The organism is Paenibacillus tabacirhizosphaerae, from assembly GCF_040812395.1.
GTDB lineage: Bacteria > Bacillota > Bacilli > Paenibacillales > NBRC-103111 > Paenibacillus_E.
The window spans coordinates 253,378-271,621 of the sequence record NZ_JBFNXH010000002.1 but is presented as its reverse complement, the minus strand read 5'-3'; the positions used below and the strand labels follow the sequence as shown (position 1 = coordinate 271,621).

At 46.3% G+C, this 18,244-nt stretch carries 18 protein-coding genes and 1 riboswitch; of the genes, 4 read left to right on the top strand and 14 right to left on the bottom strand.

The annotated features are described in order from the left end of the window. Positions 1 to 391: 391 nt before the first annotated feature. The 8 genes from ABRS97_RS04160 to ABRS97_RS04125 form a co-directional block, all read right to left on the bottom strand. Positions 392 to 1,459, bottom strand: coding sequence for an LLM class flavin-dependent oxidoreductase (locus ABRS97_RS04160; RefSeq protein ID WP_367811640.1), 1,068 nt, complete (start codon positions 1,457 to 1,459; stop codon positions 392 to 394). 65 nt (positions 1,460 to 1,524) lie between these two features. Then, positions 1,525 to 2,145, bottom strand: a complete 621-nt coding sequence (locus ABRS97_RS04155; RefSeq protein WP_367811639.1) for a thioredoxin family protein — start codon at positions 2,143 to 2,145, stop codon at positions 1,525 to 1,527. A 223-nt stretch (positions 2,146 to 2,368) separates the two neighbouring features. Further along, a complete protein-coding gene (locus ABRS97_RS04150) occupies positions 2,369 to 3,013 on the bottom strand; it encodes a glycosyltransferase (protein ID WP_483312412.1) in 645 nt (214 codons plus the stop codon). Between the two features lie 147 nt (positions 3,014 to 3,160). Beyond that, positions 3,161 to 4,231, bottom strand: a complete 1,071-nt coding sequence (locus ABRS97_RS04145; RefSeq protein WP_367811638.1) for a lactonase family protein — start codon at positions 4,229 to 4,231, stop codon at positions 3,161 to 3,163. A 94-nt stretch (positions 4,232 to 4,325) separates the two neighbouring features. Beyond that, positions 4,326 to 4,592 carry a metal-sensitive transcriptional regulator gene (locus ABRS97_RS04140; RefSeq protein ID WP_367811637.1) on the bottom strand — a complete coding sequence of 89 codons (267 nt, stop codon included), beginning with the start codon at positions 4,590 to 4,592 and terminating at the stop codon, positions 4,326 to 4,328. 667 nt (positions 4,593 to 5,259) lie between these two features. Continuing rightward, positions 5,260 to 5,769, bottom strand: a complete 510-nt coding sequence (locus tag ABRS97_RS04135) for a hypothetical protein (protein ID WP_367811636.1) — start codon at positions 5,767 to 5,769, stop codon at positions 5,260 to 5,262. Between the two features lie 118 nt (positions 5,770 to 5,887). Further along, a complete protein-coding gene (locus ABRS97_RS04130; RefSeq protein WP_367811635.1) occupies positions 5,888 to 6,151 on the bottom strand; it encodes a hypothetical protein in 264 nt (87 codons plus the stop codon). Positions 6,152 to 6,338: 187 nt separating this feature from the next. Next, positions 6,339 to 7,112, bottom strand: a complete 774-nt coding sequence (locus ABRS97_RS04125) for a pirin family protein (RefSeq protein WP_367811634.1) — start codon at positions 7,110 to 7,112, stop codon at positions 6,339 to 6,341. Between the two features lie 226 nt (positions 7,113 to 7,338). Between ABRS97_RS04125 and ABRS97_RS04120 the strand changes: the two genes are divergently transcribed. Further along, positions 7,339 to 8,130, top strand: coding sequence for an exodeoxyribonuclease III (locus ABRS97_RS04120; protein ID WP_367811633.1), 792 nt, complete (start codon positions 7,339 to 7,341; stop codon positions 8,128 to 8,130). A gap of 118 nt (positions 8,131 to 8,248) precedes the next feature. Here the strand turns inward: ABRS97_RS04120 and ABRS97_RS04115 are convergent, their stop codons facing one another. The 3 genes from ABRS97_RS04115 to ABRS97_RS04105 form a co-directional block, all read right to left on the bottom strand. Then, positions 8,249 to 9,592 (bottom strand): alpha/beta hydrolase, encoded by a 1,344-nt coding sequence (locus tag ABRS97_RS04115; protein WP_367811632.1) that lies wholly within the window; start codon positions 9,590 to 9,592, stop codon positions 8,249 to 8,251. After that, positions 9,589 to 10,911: an alpha/beta hydrolase gene (locus tag ABRS97_RS04110; protein ID WP_367811631.1), complete on the bottom strand. Its 1,323-nt coding sequence runs from the start codon at positions 10,909 to 10,911 to the stop codon at positions 9,589 to 9,591. The genes ABRS97_RS04115 and ABRS97_RS04110 overlap by 4 nt, the downstream gene beginning before the upstream one ends. A 207-nt stretch (positions 10,912 to 11,118) precedes the next feature. After that, a complete protein-coding gene (locus ABRS97_RS04105; RefSeq protein WP_367811630.1) occupies positions 11,119 to 11,928 on the bottom strand; it encodes a uroporphyrinogen-III synthase in 810 nt (269 codons plus the stop codon). A gap of 143 nt (positions 11,929 to 12,071) precedes the next feature. Between ABRS97_RS04105 and pdxR the strand changes: the two genes are divergently transcribed. Further along, on the top strand, positions 12,072 to 13,508 hold the full coding sequence (gene pdxR, locus ABRS97_RS04100; protein WP_367811629.1) for a MocR-like pyridoxine biosynthesis transcription factor PdxR: 1,437 nt from the start codon (positions 12,072 to 12,074) through the stop codon (positions 13,506 to 13,508). Positions 13,509 to 13,551: 43 nt separating this feature from the next. On the opposite strand, the gene ABRS97_RS04095 is transcribed toward pdxR, so the two are convergent. Both ABRS97_RS04095 and ABRS97_RS04090 read right to left on the bottom strand, forming a co-directional pair. After that, complete coding sequence (locus ABRS97_RS04095; RefSeq protein ID WP_367811628.1) at positions 13,552 to 13,770, bottom strand: hypothetical protein; 219 nt, start codon at positions 13,768 to 13,770, stop codon at positions 13,552 to 13,554. 120 nt (positions 13,771 to 13,890) lie between these two features. Next, the gene (locus ABRS97_RS04090; RefSeq protein WP_367811627.1) at positions 13,891 to 15,435 is read right to left on the bottom strand and encodes a copper amine oxidase N-terminal domain-containing protein; all 1,545 of its coding nucleotides are present in this window, start codon (positions 15,433 to 15,435) and stop codon (positions 13,891 to 13,893) included. 204 nt (positions 15,436 to 15,639) lie between these two features. Then, positions 15,640 to 15,699: riboswitch (Fluoride riboswitch) on the top strand. Between the two features lie 79 nt (positions 15,700 to 15,778). Here ABRS97_RS04090 and ABRS97_RS04085 point away from each other — a divergent pair. Together ABRS97_RS04085 and lgt are read left to right on the top strand one after the other, a co-directional pair. Next, positions 15,779 to 17,113, top strand: a complete 1,335-nt coding sequence (locus tag ABRS97_RS04085) for a voltage-gated chloride channel family protein (RefSeq protein WP_483312411.1) — start codon at positions 15,779 to 15,781, stop codon at positions 17,111 to 17,113. A gap of 15 nt (positions 17,114 to 17,128) precedes the next feature. Beyond that, positions 17,129 to 17,923 carry a prolipoprotein diacylglyceryl transferase gene (gene lgt / locus ABRS97_RS04080; protein WP_367811626.1) on the top strand — a complete coding sequence of 265 codons (795 nt, stop codon included), beginning with the start codon at positions 17,129 to 17,131 and terminating at the stop codon, positions 17,921 to 17,923. A gap of 25 nt (positions 17,924 to 17,948) precedes the next feature. Here lgt and ABRS97_RS04075 read toward each other — a convergent pair whose 3' ends face one another. Further along, positions 17,949 to 18,194 (bottom strand): MFS transporter, encoded by a 246-nt coding sequence (locus ABRS97_RS04075; protein ID WP_367811625.1) that lies wholly within the window; start codon positions 18,192 to 18,194, stop codon positions 17,949 to 17,951. Positions 18,195 to 18,244: the final 50 nt, after the last annotated feature.

The window sequence follows — 18,244 nt, the reverse complement described above, 5'->3', positions numbered from 1 at the left end:
TCCTTTGTCTAATCCCATACGTCCAGGCATGGGGAGGGAATTGGGTATGGGATTAGACCGCTGGTAAAGCCGTATTCGCCAATTCCCCATGCGCAGCGATATTGACGGAACTAGATGCCTTATTCCACGATAACGTCCCTTTCCTCCCCTTGAAGAGGAACTAGGGTGCGTTAAATGAGCGAAAACGTGCCTACAACCCAGCATTTCCTGCCCATAAGGCACGGTAGTTCCGGGAAATGTCCCTACGACGAAAATGCCGCCTCATAACGAACATACGTTCCGCTAACCCGTGCAAAAAGACGATCTACCGTAGATCAAGGCGGTATGGGTTGATCCAAACAGCTGTAGTACTTCCGGATTTTCTACGTCCATCCTGTATGTTGGATAGCGGTTAATGAACACCTTGCTCCAGTCTCGGCAGTGAATGTTCCCAAACCGTGCTTGGCACTTCACGCCGCAGTACAGGGGCAATCTCTGTTGAGAATCGTTCTACCTGCTCGCGCTGCTCCGTTTCGCTCAACCCGTCCACGCTGATGCTCAGCACTTGATGGCCATAGGCCTGTTGGTAATTCAATATTTTCTCGATCACACTCTCCGGGCTTCCGACGAGGATCGGACCGTTCTGGATATTGTCCTCCAGGCTTGTAAACGGGGATTTGTTATGCTGAGCGGATTCCGTCGTTGAGAAAGCGTTATAATACGGCCGATACCGCTTTATGGCCTCCTCGGGGGTGTTCGCCAAGTAAAGGCTGCCCGCACCCGAGCCGACGACTGCCTTCTGCGGGTCGTGTCCATAATAAGCTAATCGCTCGCGATAATGATCGATCAAAGCTTTGTATTTCGCCTGCGGATGGAACGAATTGGAGGAGAAAATAGGCTCTCCGTACTTCGCCGCCAGTTCCGTGGAAAGGGGGCTCGATGCGCTGCCATGCCACACAGGGATAGGCTGCTGATAAGGTCTGGGATGTGTAGTCACGTTAGTTAACGGCGGGCGATATCGACCCGACCATGTAATGTTTTCCTCGTTCCATAATCGTTTTAGCAGAGAGTAACGCTCAGCAAGCGAGTCCCATTGCTCCTCCTCGGTTATGCCGAAGAGCGGATAATGGCGCGGATCGTTCCCTTTGCCGATGATAAGCTCCAATCGACCTCCGGAAAGATGATCGAGAGTTGCGTAATCCTCGGCCACACGTACCGGATCAAGCACGCTTAGTACCGTCACGGTAGTTAACAGACGAATCCGTGAAGTTCTGGCTGCAATAGCGGTTAGGACAACTGGCGGAGAGGAGGATAAGAATGGCGCGCCATGCCGCTCTCCCACGCCATAGGCTTCAAAGCCGAGTTCTTCAGCTAGTACGGCTTGTTTCAGCACATTTTGAAACTTCTCCTGCTCTGTAAAATGTTCCCCTGTAACCGGGTTTTGAATGTTCATCAATAGACTAAACAAAGCGAATTTCATTGTAAGATACCCCTTCCGACGATAACGGCGCCCTAATACATCCCTGCTCTGCGCAAGTATACGGATTAGCCAATAATTGTGCGTATAATTTCAAGAATGGCGGTTTTCTCCTGCTCACGAGCCTGCGGGCGCTGTTCTTTTAAATAACCGAATAGCGATCTCCTCACATCCTCATCGAGCTCAGAAAGCGGCTTCCCCCGACCAGCCCACGTCGGATGCACGTTCCAGAATTCCTCCACCCAACCTTTGTTTAACGTCGTTATTTGCTCCGGCCGCTCAATGAATACACCTAATTCGTTCCCCTCTTTGTTAAAAAACACATAGGTTGGAATATGATTGCGCCCATCGCTATGTTGATAAGCGGCAGCAATGTCTTGATTGTCAGGATCTCTCGGCAGGATATGCAGCTTCAATTTGCCTGTTTGCTGCTCGATCTTACCGAATAGCGGCAAATTAGCGACAACATCCCCGCACCAGTCGTGTGCCAGCACCAGCACATCAATCGGCTCGGCAATCCCCTTAAAGTAAGCTAATTCCTGCTCGTTTAAATGATAATTTTCATAATTTGCCCTGAGTCTATCTACGTTTACTTCTGCATGATCCACAAATTGCGGGTAACTTAACGCTTCCTGAAAAGCGCGCTCCCTTCTTTCTTGCGAAATGCTTCCAACTTTTTGAATGCTCATTGTCAACGTCCTTCCTTGTTTTAAGTGTAGGTGGAATAAAAAATAGGAATAAAAAAAGAGACGCAACAAAATGAATTGTTCGTCTCCGGATGTCCGGTATGACTATTATTTCGATGAATTTACTTGGTATTTAAACAGTAACACACTCTGATTAACGTGTAAAGCTCTATCTATGCACTGACCCTGACTGCTGTCTGCACACGGATAGAGCTTTTTGGAGAGTCTAGAACTGATTAGGAAATTGTTTGATTATACCATTCGTCAGCGTATCCGCGATTTTGATGATATGATCTTCGCCTAAATCAGAAGCTGCAATATCTGCATCCCAATCCTTTTTCAGGCGTGCCGTAACTTGATCAGTTACCATTTTCAAATGCATATAGAGCAGATCTTTCCATTCAGATTCCGTCCAATTCGGATTGGCGCTGCTCAGAAATTTCGCAATATCGTCCGCATTTTTATGCCATTCTGCATCGTATTTCTTAAGATTAGCTTGATTTCCTTTTTTAGCAGCGTCTACTACTTTTCCTGCAATAAGAATGTGATCTTTAAGAAGCTCATGCAGCTTATTGCCAGCGTCCTCCCCATAATAAGGCTTTATCGCATTCCCGATGTCTGCCTGATTTCTAAGCAATCTTGCCAGCACTTTATCCTTATCTTTCAGCCCTGCAAGCGCGCTGACAATATAATTATGGGTCCAGGTTGTATGATCAATCCACAGCCTTCTCATCTGCTCTTGTAATTGCACAGCCTGAGGGCTGATGCATGAATTTTGCTTAACGCCTTCCTCTGCGCGGACTTGCAGTGGCGAGCAGAGGATTACTAGCGACAACATGAATACTGCCAACTTCATAAATCTAATCTTCATTTGATTCAATCTCCTTTTATACTTTAAGTTGCTTCACGTTATTTTCGTCTTTTCTATGGTTTTCATTCATCTGTTTCGCTAAAAATTCACAAAAAAATCCAACCCGCGAAGTACGCTGATTGGATCGGCTTATTGAAAAGTAATTCTTTATTCGAATACGGCAAACTTGATGCATACGGGCATGGACAATTTCAAAACACTTCCGGTAGGAAGCAGTTTACCCGTTAGCGGCTCTCTAGCAAATGATACGATATGATCGGAATCCTTGTTTGCCACAAGTACAAAATGCCCGTCCGGCGAAATCGCAAAATTCCGTGGATGCTTGCCAAGAGTCGGAGCATGCTCGACGAAAGCCAGCTTGCCGTTTAACGGATCAATCGCAAACACCACGATGCTGTCATGCCCGCGATTTGAGCCATACAGATAAGCTCCGTCAGGAGAAACGTGAATATCGGCGCAAGCGTTCTCCCCTGCGAACGCATCTGGCAGCGTGGAAACCGTCTGAATTTCGCTGAGTTCTCCTTGCTCCTCGTCATATGAAAAAGCGGTAATTGTAGAGTTAAGCTCATTAATGACGTAGCCATACGAATATGAAGGATGAAAAACGAAATGCCGCGGTCCTGATCCAGGTGCTATCTGCACTTCCTTATGAGGAATAAGTTTAGAAGCCTCGGTGTCGAGACGATATGTAATGATACGATCCAGACCCAAATCGCAAACGCCGGCGAACCGGTTGAAGCGATCCACGAATACAGAGTGCGCGCGGGCACGATCCTGTACCGGAAGAAGGCTTGCGCCATGATGCCTCTGGATATCGGAGGTTGCGCCAATTCGCCCGTCCTCCAGCAGGGGAGACATGCCAACCATACCGCCGTGATAGCTCGACACCATAACGAATCGATTCGTGCGATCCAAGCTAATATGACATGTGGTTGCAGGCACAGTCGTCTCTTTGTTTAACAAGCTCAATTGGCCAGTGCCAGGATCAATGTCAAAAGCCGCAGCTGCGCCGCAGCGCTGCTGGTTCGCATCAACTCCCTCGGTTAGGGCATAGAGCTTCATTTTCAAAAGATCAACATCCAAAAAAGTCGGGTTTTGCAAGCCTGCCGCTTCATCAACGAGCTCCAGAGTCCCTGTCTGCTCATTGTAGGCGCAGACATATACGCCCGAATTTTTAGAATCCGCATATGAACCTATGAATGCAAAAGTTTTCTTCATCAAACGCACATCCTATCCCATTGTTGTTCTATGCGCATTATCGCAAATCCGCTAAGGATTAGCAAATCTATGGCTGGATTTTAATAGGATGGAATCAACGGCTTTTTACCAGCAGTTCAATCGCCTCTTGCACCATTTTATTGGAATCCCTTCCTGCCTGCTGCTCTTCCAAAATGCATTGCTGCAAGTTTTCCGCTACAATTTGGGCAATGGCTTTATCCGCTGCGTTGCGAACCGCCGATAATTGGGAGATGACTTCCTTACATGTCTTTTCTTCCTCCATCAACCGGAGAACGCCACGGACCTGTCCTTCAATCCGTCTGAGACGCTTTTTCATATCATCATTATAGGTGTAACCCATCGTCTTCATCACCTTTCCATAACTATACCTGTATCGGTATAGTATAAACGATTACTGAAGTGTTTTGCCATCAGATAAATAAATGACTTTGGCATCTACGACATCGCCAAAATAACCTGCAACGTCCCCACTCTCGTCAAGTGTCTATTTTTCACATGAGGTGCTGCCGGACCGCCTATTCCCCATGCACAGCGATATCGGCGGAACTACGATGCCTTATTCCACGGTAATATCTCTTTTCTCCCCCAGAAGCGGAACTGTGGTGCGTTAAAAGAGCGAAAACGTGCCTACAACCCAGCATTTGTTGCTCATAACGCACGGTAGTTCCGCGAAACGTCTCTACAACCGAAAAAACCGCCTCATAGCGCATCCACGTTCCGCTCACCCGTGTAAAAGGCGATCTATTGCAGATCGAAGCGGTATGCGGTGCTCCCGACTGCTGTGGATCTTCCGGATCTTCTACGTCCATCGTGTCAAGTACTCGTCCACACGATGCGTGCGGAATCTCTCCGCTCTACGAGCTCGTCACACCATACTGACGACATATATTCTGTTAGAAAGGGTATCCCTACCGCTAACGCTTTAGTTCTGTTAAGGATTTAAACTTTCTGATCTATAAAGAAAAAGCATACTGCTATCTGCAGCATGCCTCATCGCGATAACGAGCCTAATACTCGTTTCGTTGTTTTTTGCCAAACATGAAGACTAGACCTAGAACAATGAGCACAATGGCGACAGTAGTTTGTCCTAAGAAATTAAAGCTGATGATCGTACCTAGCGTGAAAATAGTGAAAAAAATTAGGGATACGCTGCCTAGAATAAATACGGGAATTAGAATCCATCTATTTCTTCCGCCGAACCAATAGAATTCAAAAAGTCCGAATGCGACTGCCAGCGGGAACCCCGGCCACATATATTCCCAGATCCCAAAAAGCATCGAAACTTGGCAAATGCCGCCGCCAATGAGCAAAATCCCCCCGGGAATCAGCAATCCGATTCCGCGTCGCTGTGTCGCGTAGAAATACATCCAGTGCAGCAAAATGCCTAATGGGATCATGAACAAACTAGGCCAGAAATAGCCGAATACGTTACCTGGGCTCATCACACTTCCTCTGCTGCTGAAGAAAAAAACGCCTAACAAAATTAAAAACACCCCAAAAAATGTCCTTTTATCCATCGTGTACCTCCGATTCTCACAACATGATCATTCATAGATTCATTGTAAGAAAAGAGGAGAATTCCAACAAGCACCCTTGGAAGGATTCTTCCTCCGCCTGAAGGCTGAGTGACGAAACCTAATCAACCTGAGGCGGGATGCGGTGGTGGGTCGCTTGTTCAAAGCCATAAGCCAGTTGGATTAACGTTGGTTCACTATAGGCTCTGCCTGAGAAGACAACGCCAAAAGGCCCCTTCGTTGGATCCCCATCAGGGTCAATAACCCCTTTTGTAGAAAATCCGGCCGGAACCGCAATCAAAGGATAGCCCAATCGCGCTGCGATATACATGCCATCCACATCTCCAGGCAGCAGTAAGGCATCTAAATCGTAGGCATCCAGCACATAATCAATTCCTTGCTTTTGTGCCAGTTCTGAATAGACTTCTTTCTTCTCTAGATAGGATTGTTCAGTCCGTATTGGCAGCACCCCAGAAAGAAAATGTAGTCTGATTTAGCTTAAACTTACCACATTTCCTTAAGGGAGTGGCACGGAGAGTTTGGCTATAACCTAGTTCATTAGCTAAGGGATATTATCTTTTCCGTAACAATTCATAATCTACAGCGGCCGGAACCACGATCAGGATAAGCCGCAAGTTCGCTTCTCCCGTGTTCTCGAGGTTTACCGTTGTAAGCGACTCGGCTTTCCCGACGATGAAGTCTTTATGCTTGATATCAACATATCTTGTTGGCGCGCCTGTGTTCGCCCATCTGCCGTTTCCTCGTATCGCCAAAGCCGTCAGCACATAACCCGATTGAACCTGGTGCGAATAGGCGCCGCCTGGATTAATTTCCACATCCCACATGCCGGCATCGGTCACCAGCTCGATTGGAGCGCCTTCGCCAATCACCGTTTTCACTTGATATCCTTGCTCGCTGCGATTAGGGAACTCTTCATGCGCGTATTGCCGGTATGTCGGTTGTCTTTTGACAGCCTCTTTCAATTCAGGCTCGAACCATATTTGGAACAACTCTGTGTCCTTGACCAACTGTTCCCTATGGCTTACGCCAGAACCGGTCTGCATAACTTGTGCGCCGCCTGCTCCAATCGTAGAGTTCGTGCCTAACGTATCTCCATGTACACCCGTTCCTTGAACCACGTAGGACATAATTTCAAAACCTTGGTGAGGGTGCAGCCCGATTAGCGCATCCGCATTAGACTCCGCCCACGCCCAATAAAATAAAGGGCCGACTCGTTTAACTACCGAACCTTCGCCAGGAAAACCGATCGGTTTTTGCTCCGTTATTTTACCGCCATCAAATTGTCCAACTGCCTGCATAGCAGGTGTGTATACCATCGGTTGCATAAAAACCGCCTCCTATATTTTAAAATAAAGATTCTTTAAATTGAGATATAACCGACATTGGTGATTTATCTTTAATTTAAGATAATAATAACGCATTATATGCGTACTGTCAATCTACTGCGGTATAGGCAATCTTTATCTATAAAAATACATGCTGCCAAGCGGCTACTATGAAATATGGTATACTAGCAGAAAGAAACTGAAGCAGCAAGGAGATGGAAGAGATTTGAAGCTGGTATCCTGGAATGTCAACGGGTTAAGAGCATGTGTAAACAAAGGATTTAACGACTACTTTGCAGAGGTCCATGCAGATATATTTTGTGTGCAAGAGACCAAATTGCAAGAAGGCCAAATTCAGCTTGATTATGGCGAGGACTATCAACAGTATTGGAATTATGCAGTGAAAAAGGGGTATTCCGGAACTGCCGTCTTCACGAAAATCAAGCCGATTTCGGTACGCTATGGCATCGAAGAGGATGAAGAACCAGAAGGTCGTATCCTTACACTTGAATTCGAAACCTTTTATTTCATTACCGTGTACACGCCCAATGCAAAACGGGATCTGGCAAGACTGGATTACAGACTGGAATGGGAAGATCGGTTTCGAAACTACATGAAGCAGTTGGACGCCCATAAACCTGTTATTTTTTGTGGAGACCTGAATGTAGCCCACCAAGAAATTGATATTAAAAATGCGAAAGCCAACCGCAATAACTCCGGATTTACGCTGGAGGAACGCGGGAAAATGACCGATTTGCTAGATGCAGGCTTTATCGATACATTTAGACACTTCTATCCCGAACAGACTGATGCATACACCTGGTGGTCCAATATGCCGAAGGTGAGAGAACGGAACGTAGGCTGGCGAATCGATTATTTCATCGCATCTTCAAGACTGGCTCCGCTGCTCATCGACGCGCAAATCGACGCCCATATTACAGGCAGCGATCATTGCCCGATAATCCTGGAAGTCGCAGACACGATCGCAGCGGAAAACGCAAGCGCGCTAAACGAGTAACTTTCGCTTTCTTCAAGAGAGCGATGACAGATACCACAAAAACGGTTGAGCAGGCGATCATCACATCGATTCTGCCAACCTTTTTTTCACCTACAATTTCCGCCTTAGTTACAAGCTGCTACCGCTTCTCCCATGCCTCCACCTCATATTGGACTTCCATATCCTCATCTACTCGCAACATCCGATAAGATCGGGTCGTCCCCGTAGAATTGCTCTCATGAATGCCGGTATCCGTCGTGATCTTGAAGCGAAATACAATGTCCCGCGGCAGCGAAAATATCCCCCCATAGACTTGTTCCGAGATCAGCGGGACCGCAAGCCGCCCTACAAACACAAAGCCATTTGTCTTCGTTTCTTTGGGTACGGAGATTTGCAAGTGAAGCCGGACATAAGCCTCTAATCTCGGGATGATGGCGTATTTACTTTTACAAGAAACAGCTCCCTGAGAATGGGTGATTTCCGTATCCCCGAGTTCATGGGGAACTATTGTTCCGTCGGTGCCCACCGTCAGCAATCCCGCATCACGCACGGTATAGGCACCCGATAAACTCGTCATGACAAAGCCGCTGTCGAAAGTCACGACAGGATTCGCTTTTACAGTCATTCCCATCAATCCGAGCACTTTTCTCCCATATAATTCAACCGAGACGGGCTTGCCCACTTCACCAAAAAAATAAAGCAGCGGGCATTTCACGCGGAATGCCCAATCCGATTCGGTATGAGCTGCGCCCGGAACCTCGTAGTACATCAGATTTTGTCCTGGGACAAAACCGTCGCCAATCAGCTCCTCGGCAACACTTCGGACATGGCGCACAAGAATATTGGCCTCCGCTTCCCCGATATCCATCCAAACCAACATGTCCTTTCGATAAGGAAGCTTGTTGTAAAAAGCAATTTCCCGCATGGAGTTCAGATCAAGTCGAATGAAATAAGGCGACATCATGCCCAGCATCGAAAATACATCCGGATTTCGAAAGCCAATATGATAGGTGATAAGGCCGCCCATTGAAGATCCAAGCAGAGCCGTATGTTCTCGACCCGAAAGCGTTCGAAAAGACTGATCGATATAAGGCTTCAGTTCGTGAACGAGGAATTGTTCATACCGCTCTCCCCTGCAATCAATATCAGAAGCGCCCTCTATACCGGATTCTCCAGTGGGATGAGCAAATTCATTCAATCTTTCTAGCCCCTGATTATAGATGCCAACCATGATAATCGGCTGTATCCTGCCGCTTGCAATAAGCTGATCGGTGGTTTCCCGTAGATGCCAAGAGGAGCCTGAGAAAGGGCTTGACTCGAACACTTGCTGTCCATCATGCAAATAAAGCACCGGGTAACGCCGCTCTTGATGAGCATCGTACTGGGGAGGAAGATAAATGGTCAGGCCTCGCTCATTGCCAAGCGACTTGGATGGGAAGGAACGGATATGCACCAAGCGGCTGCCGACACTTGCTTCAGTCATTGTTCCTCCCATTCCTTTACAACAAAATGCAGTTTCTGGTCATGCGTAGTTGCGAATCTTCGATTCGACGCCCTCTTCTCATTGCTGCCAAACCCTCGCGATACTTTCACATCAAAAATTAAATCGCGCGGAAGCCGAAACCGTCCCCGGTACAGTCCTTCCTCCACTTTAGGCAAAGGAAACCCCGCATGAATACTTGCATCCGAAGGCGTATTTCCCGGTACTTCCACCTTGACCTCCAGTTCTACCATTTCCGCTAAAAATGGAACGATTTGCAATTCGCAGGAGGCTTCCAAACCGCCATACTGGACGGTAACTTTCGCTGTCCCCTCATCTTTGGGCAGCAAAGTGCCGTCTTCGTATATGGAGAGCCGTTCTGGCCTATCCACGGAATAAGCGGCATCAAGCAGGCTCATGCGGAAACCGGAGTCGTATGTCACATTTGCATATAGGCGAACTCCCCTTTCATTCACCCCAACAGTCTTCCTGCCGATGATTTCCAAACTTCGCGGAGTCCCCCTGCGTCCGAAGAAATAAAGCAGCGTCGCACTCACCCGTTTGCCCCAATCGAACTGAGTATGTCCCGCTTGCGGATCATGCAGAAAGATCAGATCATTCCCGGGTGTGAAACCGCTTGTGATCATTCGATCGGCAACTTCGCGGGCATGCCGGGTCAAGATGGTCCCTTCGGCTCCGCCCATATCGAGCCAAACCCGCACATCAGGTTTTTGATTACATTCATTGTACAGCTTCAGCTCAGTCCAGTCCGCTTCTCTACTACTCATTTCATTCACGTTAACATGTACGAAAAAGGGAGACAGAATTCCGATACGGCTGAATACGTCCGGACGACGGAAGCCAATGTGATAAGAAACAAGCCCTCCAGCAGATGATCCAAGAATGGCTGAATGCTCCCGACCCGGCATCGTCCGGAATTCCCGATCAATTCGAGGCTTTACTTCCTCGATCAGGAATTTTTCATACAAATCGCCATGCAACTCCATCCGATACAGCTCGCCGATCCCATCTTTAGGATGAAAATACTCAGCTGCCCGTTTGCGCGCAATGGATGATACGCCAACGATAATAACCTCTTGCAACCATTCTTCGCTTATTAAACGATCCGCGGTATGCTGCAAATCCCACGACTCACCCTGCGAGTCAGCTTTAAATATATGTTGCCCGTCCTGCGCATAGACAACCGGATAACGCAGATCCGGGTTTGTGTAATAAGAAGGCGGCACATACACGAAAATGTCTCGGCTGTAGCCAAGAATGTCCGATGGAACATCCCGAAGTGTAACGATATTAGCTTCCATTTCCCCATCTCCCTCTTAACTTAAACGTTTAAGTTTTTGTAATAAAATTCTACTTCTTGCTCCTTATTTTGTCAATTGTTCGTGCCTTCGTTTAAAACACCGCTCGAAAGCAGCACCTTATTCCGACTGTGCCAAAATCAAAGGGGAAGCCCATTCAACCCATGGTCGATGTTGAGCTTCCCCGCGGCAAATCCTTATCGTTCCTCTTTACTCCTCACCGGCATAATGCTTCACTAATTCAATGATCATAGCGCCCATCCGCTCGCTTTCCGGTACGATAACACGGTTCACGCCCTCGTCTCTCAATGCTTCGGCGGTTACCTTGCCGACCGCTACAGCGTGAACACCTGTGGTGAACGCTTCACGCACCGCGTCCACAATGCCTTGATCTCTCGCATATTCAAATAAATACTTCACTTGCACCGCAGTAGTGAAACAAATCGCATGAATCGTATGTGTCGCAAGCTCATGGCACAATGCCTCAAGGATGGACGATTCCGGTTGGATATGTCGATAGGGCAGCAGTTGAATGACGTTCGCCCCACGCTCCTCCAAAAATTGAATTAAAGTGGGCTGCGGTTCGCCATGTAATTGTACAGCTACGGTTTTGCCGGAAAAATCGCAGGAACTCAAGTTGCTGATTAACCCTTGCATCGTGCCGTCCTCATCGACGATTTCAGGCAGGATATCCAGTCTCTTTAGCAAGGCATAGGTCTTGTATCCGCGTGCCGCCACCTTCGCCTCTTTCATTTTTTGCAACACAGCCGTACGGATTCCCAAACTCTCCGCCGCATCAAGCAGCGGCTCTGTTCCGGTGCCTGTCGTAAAAATAAACCAATCCACTTGATGATTCACGCAAAATAACAGCTCTTGCTTTACCGCAGACTCATCAAAATACAAGAGGCCCTGTAAAGGCCGTATCACAGGGATGCCTCCCTGCTTTTCAATTAACGAGCTCATTTCCTCTGTTTTTCTAGATCCAGCAATGGCGATCTTCTTGCCGTTCAGTTTCCCCACTCTCTTGAAACCCCCTCTTCGTTCATCAAATTGGAACACAAGACTCCAACGAATCCAAACGCTACTTTCTCCTAAATGATATACTAAATGTGCTTAATTCTTCTACGTATCTGGCATACTTTTTTTAAAGGTGATGAAAACTGATGTGGAAACCAGACCGATCAAGTAAAAAACCCATCTATCAACAGATAGCGGAATACACCCAGCGCAGGATTTCGTTTGGTGAATTTCCACCAGGCAGTGTTCTGCCATCGGAAAGAAAATTAGCCGACAACCTTGGCGTAAACCGAAGCACGGTTGTAAATGCGTATGAAATGCTGCGCGCATCCGGCATTGTAGAAAGTGCCAAAGGCAGCGGCACCCGGGTTACTACACACAAGTGGGGCATATCCCCCAAACAGACGCCTAACTGGAAAACCTATGTGGAAGGCGGCACCTTCCTTCCGAATCTTCCTTTCATCCGCCGTATTCGCGAGGAGCTGCGCAAAGGCACAGGTATCATCGACTTTGCGAGCGGCGAATTATCTGACGATTTATTTCCGAACGAGATTGTGCGGGAACTTTTGCAAAAGCAGCCCTTTCGAGAGCAGCTCGGCTACGAGGATCCTCAAGGCTACTCCCCTTTAAGGGAAACTCTGGTTACGTTTCTAGAGCAGCATCTTCGTATCCATAGCACAGACTCGTCGATTTTAATTACCGCTGGTTCCCAGCAATCCTTGTATTTGATCACACAGTGCCTGCTTAGTCCAGGCGATGCTGTCGCCATCGAAGATCCTTCTTATTGTTATTCGCTGCCCATGTTTCAATCAGCAGGGCTCCGATTATTTCGTTTACCTGTCGATGAGCAAGGAATTAATCCTGAGGATATCCTTACTTTATACCGTCAGCACAGAATTCGCATGCTTTTTTTAAACCCAAACTTTCAAAATCCTACAGGTTGCGTAATGACAACAGAGCGAAGAATCCGATTACTGGAGATTGCCTCGGAACTCGGCATCCCAATTGTCGAAGACGACCCTTTCACCTTGACGGCTTTTGACGGAAACCCTCCGCCCACTTTGAAATCGTTAGATAAATCCGGCAATGTCCTCTATATCGGTTCAATGTCCAAAATTGCAGCTTCCGGGCTACGGATTGGCTGGCTGATTGCCCCTCAGGCTGTTGTAAGCCGCTTAACGGATGCCCGGCAGCAGATGGATTTCGGTTTAAGCTCCATCCCCCAATGGGTCGCCAATCAGTTTATTAGAGAAGGCCATTTTGAGAGCCAAATTCATCGGGTACGGAAAGGTTTAGTTGAGAAAAGAAACGAGCTGATACGGGGGGTACAGCAAATTATAGGCGATTACATCACCTATACCCCACCGCAAGGCGGACTTAACCTCTGGTGTAAAATCAATCGAGAGATCGATGATTTCAAACTGCTGGATGAAGCGATCAAACGGGGCGTTCTTTTCGTACCGGGCAGTGTTTATGGTTCTCAGACTAGTTGTATGCGCATCAGCTTTGCAAGACCCCGTATAGAAGAAATGATCCCAGGTCTTACACACCTATATGATGCTTTGCGCGCCCATAGTAAATAAAAAGGACCACGCTTCGCATTCGGTCGCGAAAACGTGGTCTCTTTTATCCGTTCGAGCTTTGTATATAAGCCAGCAAAGCAAATAGTCCCGCTGCAATCGCGATGACATACAAAGCCGTGAGACGGATCCATTTCCGCCCCGTTTTTTGGAAATAAGTGGGGTCGCCTTCTTGATTTTTTCGAGAAAAACCAACCATAAAGGTGGCGACTACACCAAATAACAGGATAATTGAAAATATCGCATAATAAACGTACATGCTCATAAGAAAACCGCCATTTCTCTATATATTTATTCTATAAGTATATAGGAAAGGGACAGGAAACTCATCAACCACTTTGACACTTTTTCTGCCATCCACTTCTTCATGGTAAAATGGATGCTCTTATGGATACACTTGAATCTGCCTAAGAATGTTTCCATCATACATGACGACATTGCCATCACTGTCAACAGCAAAGCGAGTTGACATATTGACGAAAATAGGCCGTAACTCATTATATGGATTGGATTTGGTATTGTATACCTCCTCATCATAGGTTTGCGTAACAGGGTCATATTGACCCTTATGATAAGAAAGCGACTCGAAGTTTATATAATTTTCAATTTTCCCCTCTGGAGTTACCCGATATATGTTGGATCCATCGCATAAATAAAAATAACCGTTAGCCGAAACCGCAGATATGATGTTGCTCGTTTTCAGCTCCGCCACCTTCTGAAACTTATCTTCACGAATGGTATAGATCGCATTTGCCCAGGAGTCCAATAAGTAAGTTTGTCCGTCTTTGACTAGTGAGATGAGGTTGCTGTCTCGTTTGAGGACTGTGGCGTCACTAAGCTTCGGCATCGATACTCCGTTGTCAATCGAATACAGCTTATGGTGGTATACATCGCTATAATAGAACTTCTTGCCGTCTGTGGTTGACATGAAATTCTGATTGAGCCGGAAATTCATATCTGTTTCCTGCAAGGATACATGGTGCACCTCAGGAAGAATCTCATAGATGAGGATTCCTTTCACATGTGGGTTCAGGCTGTCACCGAACAAGTAAACTTGATCCGTGGCTTCATTGTAAAATAGCTTAACCGGATATACATCTTCAGAATTAAAGGTTTGCGTTTGGTGCGCATGATCTTCGTACGTAAACTTAAATCTGTATTGGTTGTAATATAAGGTACTGACAGTCTTGCCAACCTTAGGGTCATACATCTTGATACTGAATGTCCCGAATTTTCCTCCATAATCAAAATATTTATCATAATCCAAATAATAAACTCGATGATTCTTATCGATAACTATGCTCAGAATTTCCCAGCTACTTTGTGCCCCTGTAAAAAGTACTTTGCCTTTGCCTAAAGTAATATCCGTTGTCAAATTTTTTACAATAGGCCGCTCCAGACGCTTCTTTTCTACAGGCTTGGGTAGTGGGTCCGGGCTTTCCTTTTTGAGCAAAGGAGTGATAGTAATGGACCTTGTCTGGGGATCGAAGGTGGCCTGTTGGCCGAATTGTTCCGCTATAAACCGCAACGGTACCATCGTAGTGTCATTGATGATCGATGCCGGGGTGTCTAAAGGCACTCTTGTACCATCTATCAACGCTTCATTCTGCTCGATGGTCAGTTGGATTCTCTTGGAAGGAATGCTTAGCGTTATCGTGCGAGTCACATCATCCCATGATAAATCCGAACCCAAAGCCTCACTGACAAAACGTAACGGCACCATGGTCACATTATTCATGAGCCTTGGAGGAGCAGGCAGTTCAACTTTACGGCCATTCACACTGGCCGCACTATTGTCTAGCTGAAGTTGAATGAGCTGGGAAGGCTCAGCAGATCTGGCCTGTTGGGGGATGATAACCGTCCCGAGGGCAAGCTGACAAATGGCCCCGATACACAAAATTAATCGTCTCTTATTCGATTTTCTTCTCAAAGGCAATACACCCCTCTACTTTACATATCCTTTATTTCCATTTTTTTCAAATCTAGTATAAACGCCTCCCGATAGGCTTGTAAAGCAAAAAAGCCTGATTTCTCAAGCTTTTCCCAAACGGATATCTTTAACATGATAGAACTGATTTAGATCGTATTGTTGACAAACTCGGAAATATCTTATAATATTCGTGTTAATGAAAACGGGAATAAAGGCGATGGAGTTCGCCATAACCGCCTTTGGGCTGATGACTCCTACCAGTGCGCATCCTTTCACTGGTAGGAGTCTGTTTTTTTTATCCAATATCACGTAAAAAACCTAATGACAGGAGAGGACTTGGAAAGTGAAGAGCAGTTTAGAAAGCCTCAAAAACAAGCTCTATTTGTATGCTGAAAAAGCAATTCACCTCGCGCTGCTAGGATCATTATTGAAGTGGATTTTCTACGGCGGTCTTACTGGGATATTGTCAGGGTCATCTTCTGCTTTATTTTTAGCAAGTTTAGATTGGGCAACGGTCCAACGTGAAAGCCATTTCTGGCTATTGTTCCTTTTGCCCCTCAGCGGTGCATGTATGAGTTATTTGTATTTAAAGTATGGTAAAAATGCTGGAAAAGGCAATAATCTCATTTTGGAACGAATCCAACATGGACAGGAAACCATACCTTTCCGTATGGCCCCCCTTGTATTGCTTGGAACCGTCTTAACCCACTTATTTGGCGGTTCGGCAGGACGTGAGGGAACCGCTGTACAAATGGGCGGCAGTTTTTCTGAATGGATTGGCAACGTATTCAAAGTAGATGAAACAGACCGCAAAATCCTTTTAATGTGTGGAATCAGCAGCGGATTTGGAGCTGTTTTTGGCACACCGTTGGCAGGAACCATCTTTGGCATTGAAGTCATTGCTATAGGTCTCGTAAGCTATCGAGCTATCCTTCCATGCTTCATAGCAAGTTTTGTAGGGAATCTGGTCACAACGGCTTGGGGAATTCATCATATCCATTACCAAATGGGACAAATTCCTGATCTTTCAACAATGCTCCTTATCAAGGTTGTTTTCGCTTCCATCCTATTTGGCCTTACCAGCATTCTGTTTAGCGAACTCACCCACAGATTAAAGAAAATATACTCCGCAATGTTTAAAAATCCTATCCTCAAATCGTTCGTCGGCGGGCTAGTCATTATTGCCTTGGTTTATATTTTTGGTACAAGAGACTATCTTGGCTTGGGAATTCCATTACTTCAAGAATCTTTTGAACAGCCAGTTGCACCTCTGGCTTTCCTTTGGAAAATCTTATTTACAGCCCTTACACTTGGAGCAGGTTATCAGGGTGGAGAAGTCACTCCACTATTCGTTATCGGTGGGACACTCGGAAATTCGCTTGCAAGCATGTTGCATATCTCAGCCCCATTTTTGGCTGGCCTCGGTTTAATCGCCGTATTTAGCGGAGCCGCCAACACACCTCTCGCTTGCTTTATCATGGGGATTGAGCTGTTTGGATCCGAGGGTGCTATTTACATGTTCATAGCTTGTATCATTAGTTATTTATTTTCGGGTCATTCAGGCATATACACTTCACAGCAAATCGGCGTGTCGAAGTCTAAGCTTCACTTCATCACTGAAAACTCGACGTTAGCCTCCATTAAAATCAAACGCAAAGCCAACAACAAGGAAGAATAAAAAGGAGGATTTCATTTGCTTCAATTTCTAGGTCATATCGGTTCTTTTCCAATTCGTTCTTACAGTATTCTGTTTGTGATAGCTTGTATATTAGGAATTGGTGTTACTGTAACATTGGCAAAACTTCAAAAGAAACATGAACTTGCTGAACATTTATTAAATTTAGCTGTTCCTATGTTTATCGGTGCTATTTTAGGTTCTCGCTTTTGGCAAGTTTTTTTGTTTGATTGGGGTTATTATTCCAAGAATCCATGGGAAATCATAGCTATTTGGCACGGCGGATTATCTATTCAGGGTGGAGTTGTCGGTGCTGTACTCGTCGGTATTTGGTATGTTAAAAAGCATAAAATCTCATTTTGGGAGCTTGCTGATTTATGTGCGCCAGGCCTTATTCTAGGACAAAGCATTGGCAGAGATGCGAATCTTATGAACGGCGATGCTTTTGGGGATCCAACCGGTGGAAATTGGGGAATTTTATACCCTGAAGGCACGAACGCGAGAGCTGTATTTGGGGACCAACTGTTATATCCAGCAGAAGTTTGGGAAGGACAAATGGACGTCATCTTATTTGCGATAATCATGATACTCCTACAGAAAAAATTAAAAAGAGGCTATTTGTTTCTCATTACAAACATTTTATACAATATAGGGCGGTTCCTATTAGAATTGCTTAGAGGCGATACACCCAAATATATGTTGGGTTGGACGACAGCACAGTGGACCTCCGTATGCATAATTGTGGTTTGTGTAGCTGCCGGATTTTATGTTCACTTGAAGCACTCGGCTCCAAAGGATCCATTATCGGCTTAAAATAGACTCCTGCCCCTGTTAAAAATCATGGGTAGTAGCCTGCTGTCATGATCGCCATCGAGGTGACGACGATGGTACGGAAGCTGAGCTTTGTAATCAAACGGACGACGATGATGCTAGGCACAATAAGCGGCAGCAGCATCGGCGTCAGAACGGAACCGGAACCGGACGCTGGAGTCCCGATAACGGCTTGCGAGAACAGCGGATTGTATGTGATTGCGCCGAACATGCCCATCCCCTGGATGGCGCAGAAGACGATAAGCTGTGTCATGTCCGCGATAAGCCACACAGCGCCGAGACAGCAAGGAACAGCCCCATGCC